1 protein-coding gene is annotated in these 1,330 nt (G+C 68.8%); it reads right to left on the reverse strand.

Going from position 1 to position 1,330, the window contains the following annotated elements; genetic code table 11:
• Positions 1-1,330, reverse strand: a 1,330-nt coding sequence (locus FBZ88_RS30475) for a beta strand repeat-containing protein (protein ID WP_186464672.1), incomplete at both ends; no start/stop codon positions are given.

Consider the following 1,330-nt stretch of genomic DNA (forward strand, 5'->3'; position numbering starts at 1 on the left):
GCCCCGTGCCCGTCGCACCGCTGGCCACAACGCTGTAGCTGCCCACCGACGCGGCCGTGCCGCTTCCCGTGCTGGCCAGGGTGACAGCGCTGATGGTATCGCCATTCACCAGGCCGCTGCTGCTGTAGCCCGTCAGGCTGGCGCTGGCGCCATAGGTCTTGGTCGCCCCACTGGCCGTGATCGTCAGCGCCGCTGGATTCACCGTCAGCGTGCCGTCGGCATAGCTCACCGAGTAGTTGCTGAGACCCGTGCCCGTGGCGCCGCTGGCCACAACGCTGTAGCTGCCCACCGACGCCGCCGTACCGCTGCCGCTGCTGGCCAGCGTCACGGCCGCAATGCTGTCGCCGTTCACCAGGCCGCTGCTGCTGTAGCCCGTCAGGCTGGCGCTGGCGCCATAGGTCTTGCTCGCCCCGCTGGCCGTGATGGTCAGCGCCGCCGGGTTCACCGTCAGCGTGCCGTCGGCATAGCTCACCGAATAGTTGCTGAGCCCCGTGCCCGTGGCGCCGCTGGCCACAACGCTGTAGCTGCCCACCGACGCCGCCGTGCCGCTGCCCGTGCTGGCCAGGGTGACAGCGCTGATGCTGTCGCCGTTGACCAGCCCGCTGCTGCTGTACCCCGTCAGGCTGGCGCTGGTCCCGTAGGTCTTGCTCGCCCCGCTGGCTGTGATCGTCAGCGCCGCCGGGTTCACCGTCAGCGTGCCGTCGGCGTAGCTCACCGAGTAGTTGCTCAGCCCCGTGCCCGTCGCACCGCTGGCCACAACGCTGTAGCTGCCCACCGACACTGCCGTGCCAGAACCACTGGACGCAAGCGTCACGGCACTGATGGTATCGCCATTCACCAGGCCGCTGCTGCTGTACCCCGTCAGGCTGGCGCTGGTGCCATAGGTCTTGGTCGCACCGCTGGCCGTGATGGTCAGTGCCGCCGGGTTCACCGTCAGTGTGCCGTCGGCGTAGCTCACCGAGTAGTTGCTCAGACCCGTGCCCGTCGCACCGCTGGCCGCGATGGTGTAGCTGCCCACCGACGCAGCCGTGCCCGAACCACTGGACGCGAGGGTCACGGCACTGATGCTGTCGCCGTTCACCAGGCCGCTGCTGCTGTAGCCCGTCAGGCTGGCGCTGCTGCCATAGGTCTTGGACGCACCGCTGGCCGTGATCGTCAGCGCCGCCGGGTTCACCGTCAGTGTGCTATCGGCGTAGCTCACCGAGTAGTTGCTCAGCCCCGTACCCGTGGCGCCACTGGCCACAACGCTGTAGCTGCCCACCGACGCCGCCGTGCCAGAACCACTGGACGCAAGCGTCACCGCACTGATGCTGTCGCCGTTGACCAAGCC

The organism is Nitrospirillum bahiense, from assembly GCF_007828025.1.
Taxonomy (GTDB): domain Bacteria; phylum Pseudomonadota; class Alphaproteobacteria; order Azospirillales; family Azospirillaceae; genus Nitrospirillum; species Nitrospirillum amazonense.